At 63.6% G+C, this 4448-nt stretch carries 1 protein-coding gene; it reads right to left on the bottom strand.

Annotated features, from left to right (window positions below; translation table 11 throughout):
- A partial coding sequence (locus tag K940_RS29815) for a condensation domain-containing protein (RefSeq protein ID WP_155981055.1) occupies positions 1-4448 on the bottom strand: 4448 nt, incomplete at both ends.

Here is a 4448-nt window from a genome sequence, read left to right as displayed (position 1 = left end):
CGGTGTACTGGGGGCACGGAAAACCGTCGCTTCGAACACCGGTGCGGGCAACGCACGCCGATCCACCTTCCCGTCCGAACGGGCCACGGCCACTGCCTGCGCCACCGACTCTGCGGCGGTCAGCGCCGACTCGATCTCCCCCGACTCGACCTGCTGGCCATGTAACTCGACCTGCACATCACCGTGGCCCGCGTAAACGAGCATCCCATCGTGCCAGCGGGTGATGTCACCAGTTCGATAGAGGCGGGCACCCCCGTCGTGGGCGACGAAGCGTTCTGCAGTCAGAGCCGGAGCACCGAGATAGCCTCGGGCCAACCACGGACCCGCAGCGTACAGTTCGCCCGCCACGCCAGGTGGCGCCGACCGCAGTCCTCGGTCGAGCACGTGCACGCGGGCGTTGGCCACCGGAACGCCAATCGGAAACGCCGTGCTTGCGGTGTCCCGCGCCAGCTCGGTGACCACACCGGCTTCGACAATGGCGTGCCAGGTGATCAGGGGGACGCCGGGCAAGGCGGCGGCGAAAGCGGCGACGGTCTCTTCGGACAATGCCCCGCCAGCGGTGAATACTCGCCGCAACGATGGGTGCCCGCGGTCGGCATTGGCAATCGAGTCCAGAAAGGCCTCCAGCATCGAAGGCGCGAAATGCAAAGCAGTGATACCGTTCTCGTCGATCGCACGCGCGAGATGAGCCGGATCGAGATGGCCTTCGGAGGCAGAGAGTACGACAACAGCTCCCGCCTGCAGGGGCCAGAACAGTTCCCACGCGGATATATCGAACGTGATCGGCGTTTGGTGCAGAACGGCATCGCCGGCGGCGTGCGGGTAGATTTCCTGGGCCCAACGAAACTGGTCGACCAGTTGCCGGTGGCTGGTCACCACTGCCCGCGGGCGATCTGTCGAGAAGGGATCGTGGACAACGCGGGCGACGGTGTCGGGATGGACGTCGACTCGACGCCAAGGCTCCTGGCACGGAGAAAGATGCAGCGTGTCGACCGCGACCACTGGAACACCCGTCGCGGTGTCGAAACCATCCGTCGTGGTGGTCAACACGCAGATCGGAACGGTGCTGTCGAGAACACCATCGCTGCGCTCTGCCGGGTGATCCAGATCGATCGGAACATAACCGCCACCGGCCCGTAGCACTGCGTAGACGGCGACAATCGACTCGACGCCACGCCGCATGGCGACTGCGACCAGGGTCTCCGGACCGACTCCCCAGCGGATCAACTCGGCGGCCAGTGATTTCACGCGCTGATCGAACTCGATGTAGCTGAGACATACGTCGCCGTAGCGGACCGCAGGCGCGGTCGGCGTGCGGATCACCTGCTCGTCGAAAAGCGACAGCAGCGTCGCGTCATCGAGAAGTTCTGGCCCTGCAACGGCGTCGAGTGCCGCCAGTTCCGCCCACTCGTCGTTCACAAGCAAGTCGAGCTCACCGACTCGCGCCTCTGGGGTAGCCACAAAGTGGCCGATCAGCATCGCAAGGCGTCGTACGAGTGCCCGCACCGCCGCCTCGGCGCACCGATCACGTTGGTACCTCACCGTGAGGCGTAACTCACCATCCAGCACCACCCTCACCGTGAGCGGATACCGAACGCCGCTGACCGAGTCCATACCTACAACACTCACGCCGCCATCACCGGCAGCTCGCGCCATCCAGTCCGAATCCACGGGGAAAGCCTCGAAGATGACCAGCGAGTCGAACAATTCGTTCTCGCCGAGCATGTCGTAGATATCATCGAGACCCAGGTGGTGGTGCTCCAACAGAGTCGCCCGCTCGGCGTGTGTCCGGCGTAGCAGTTCGTCAACCGAGTCGGTCGCGCCGAACCGCACTCGCACTGGAATCACGGCGTCGAACGGTCCAATCATCGCCTCTGCACCATCCACGTGAGAGGAACGCCCGGAAACGGTGGCGCCGAATACCACGTCCTCGCGATCGATGTGACGACCGATCGAAATACCCCACGCTGCTTGAATTACGGTGTTCATCGTTACGCCCACCTCGGACGCGAACCGGGTCAGCGCAGTGGTTTCGGCCTGTGACAGCTCGAAGCCGACCTCACCCGAGCCCGTGGCGTTTCCGCGGCTGGGCCCGATACCAGCCAGTAGTGTCGGCTGCGAGAGTCCCGTCAACGCGGCGCGCCATGCGGCGCGCGACGCCTCCCGATCCCGAGCGATCAGCCAGGCCACGTAGTCACGGTAGGACGGCGCACAGGGCAGTCGAGAAGAGCTACCTCCGAGCGAGTATCGCGTCAGCAACTCGTTGAGCAATGACGAAATCGACGAATCATCGAGTAGGGTCTGGTGGCTGGTCGCCAATAGGTGGTATCTCGATTCGGCGGAACGGATCAGCGCGAACCGCAGCAGTGGCGCTGTCTGCATGTCGAAAGGGTCTGCAAGGTCAGCCGCTTTGACGCGCTCCAACTCGGTAGCAGCGGCGGCCCCTTCCAGGTGTCGCAAATCGAACAACCGCCATGGCACCGTCAACGAACCCCGGACGATCTGTACCGGGTTGCCGTTACCATCCTCGGCAAAAGCGACTCTCAGATTGTCGTGCCGCTCCAATACTTCTTGGGCGGCGGTGTACATTCCGCGAGAATCCACAGCTCCGTCCAGGTCGAGCGCGAACTGGGTGATGTAAGGACCACCGAAGGGCTCGGCAAGCCGCCGACGCAGTATGTCCGATTGCGGAGGAGTCACCGGCCACACGTCCGACAACGTTGGATAGATCTGAGTGAATCGGTCGATATCGGACTGCTTCAACCGCACCAGCGGGAAATCCGATGGAGTGAATCCGGCCCTACCCGATCGCAGCCCGTGTTCGGCCAGTCCGCCGAGGGCACGAACCCAGTGTCGAGCGAAAGCGCTCGTGTCTTTCTCGTCGAATACGGAGGCCGCGTAGTCGAACCGCGCCAGCAAGCCTCCGTCGATTGCGTCGACAGTCAGAGCCAACAGCAGATCATCGACCGGGAGGTCGGCGTGCACCCACGCTGGGCGCAAATCCCGATAGCGCAGCGCGAACCGGCCGCGCTCGAGCCCGCGAAGTTCGGCGGCGACACCGGCATTGAGGTAACGCAGCAGTCCATAGCCGATACCGCCCGTTGGCACCGACCGGCGCAGCTCCTTGGTCCGCGCGATCGCCATGCCCGCCGCTGGACCGCCCAGAAGGGCATCATCGATATCGACCCCGTCCAGTCGCAATGGGAATGGGTAGTCTGTAACGAACCCCCCCACCACACTTCCGGCGTCGGCATCGCAAGCGGCTCGACCGTCAGCTGATAGCCGGACAATCGAACCTATCTCGCGCGGCACAGCCTCGCCGGCGGCGGTTCGAAGAGCCAACGCCAATGCCGTGAGCAAAATATCATATACCCCGGCGTGGTATGCCGCGGCTGCGGCATCGACAGCCGCCGCACCCTCCGCCGTAATCGTGAGCGACACTCGCCCGCGCGTGGACAGATCCCGGCCAGAGATCTCGGCGACGCCATTGTTCACCGCGAGATTCGTTCGCCACCAATCGATTGCGTCGACAGTTGCGGAGTCGTATGCCTTGGCCGACAGCGCCCGCGTCAGCATCCCGAGGTCGGATTCCCGAGCAATGGGAACGGCATGGCGAGCCCGGTTCCATCCGGATGTCAGCTGATCGATGATGACACGCCAGGAGACGTCATCGATCACCAGACCGTTGGCCACGGCAACGAGTGATCGGTGAGACATCGGGCCTGCGAGCACGAAGTAGATATTGCAACCCTGCTCCGGATCCAGCGCGTCCGCGGCCGCCCGCACCACCTCATGGATCGGGAGCTCGGTCTCACCAGGCTCGGCGTCCAGTCGATAGCATCCCTCGCGAATTCGCTCCGCGGCAGGGGGGATACGAAGCAAAGGCACGCCATCGGAGTATTCCAACCGCACGGACAGCATCGGATGCCTATCGAGTACCGCGACCACAGCTTCGCGCACCATCCACGCCTGGCTGGTTTCCGGGATATCCAGAACGATGGCACGCACTTCGAGCCCTTCAACCAGCATCCGCGCTGCCTCTGGGGTAACAGGAAGTTCGCTAGACTCATCGAGGGCGCTATCCTCAATCGCAGCTGCCTGAGCCAACCTGCCGACAGTCCGCAATTCGTAGACATCACGCGGGGCAATCAGCACACCACGGGCACGCGAGCGAGCAACCACCCGGTTACACATAACGCTGTCGCCACCGAGGAAAAAGAAGTCATCGTCCAACCCGACCTGCTCGATGTCGAGCACCTCAGCGAATACTTCGCCGAGGACGGTCTCCGCCATGGCTTCCGACGCAGAGACATGACGGGTGACTGATTGCGGTACCGGCGGGGCTCCTCGTTCGAGTGTGCCGTCTGGTGTCCAGTTGACCAGGTCTCCGGTCCGGTAGAGTCGGGAGCCTTTGTCGTCGAAGGGGTTGGCGACGAAGCGGGTAGCGG

It is taken from the genome of Nocardia sp. CNY236 (assembly GCF_000482385.1).
In the GTDB taxonomy this organism is placed as follows: Bacteria; Actinomycetota; Actinomycetes; order Mycobacteriales; family Mycobacteriaceae; genus Nocardia.
This window is presented reverse-complemented; position numbering and strand designations above follow the sequence as displayed.